Here is a 616-nt window from a genome sequence, read left to right as displayed (position 1 = left end):
TCTTTCAGCGTGTTGGCATAAGCTACTAATGCCTAAGCACTTGTTCTCTAAAGAGGAAGCATACAATGACAAACGATGTTAACACTTGCGTAATCATCGCTGGCGCAACTGGGTTAGTCGGCAGCAAAGTGGTCGAAAACCTCATTGCTCAGTCAGGTATTTCTCATTTGTACTCCCTCTCCAGACGCCCACTTAAAGACATTTATGACCCAACAAACAAAATCATTCCAATCATTGATGCAGAGCTCACTATTCATCAGTGGAATGAAAATCAAACAGCGCCCGATATAGGTTTCATTTGTTTGGGCACGACTCTCAAGCAAGCAGGCAGTAACGAAAACCTACGTAAAGTCGATGTCGAACTCGTCACTTCGGTCGCACAGCAAATGAAAATGGTCGGCGTAAAACGCCTTGCGGTGGTGTCTAGTTTAGGTGCCAACCGTTCCTCTCCTTCTCACTACCTTGCTTGCAAAGGACAAATGGAGCAGAACATTGAAAAAATGGGATTTGATGAAGTGGTGTTTGTGCGTCCAGGCCCTTTAGTTGGTGAACGCGATCACCCGCGAAGTGATGAAAAGCTTGTTCAAGCTTTATTCAAAGTCATTCGCCCACTTAT

The 616-nt window shown here is 45.0% G+C and carries 1 protein-coding gene; it reads left to right on the top strand.

Annotated features, from left to right (window positions below):
* Window positions 1-65 precede the first annotated feature (65 nt).
* Window positions 66-616: NAD(P)H-binding protein (locus tag R7F64_RS24020; RefSeq protein WP_318072170.1), on the top strand; the 551-nt coding region annotated here is incomplete at its 3' end.

The organism is Vibrio sp. Vb1980 (assembly GCF_033338615.1).
Classification (GTDB): Bacteria; Pseudomonadota; Gammaproteobacteria; order Enterobacterales; family Vibrionaceae; genus Vibrio; species Vibrio alginolyticus.
This window is presented reverse-complemented; position numbering and strand designations above follow the sequence as displayed.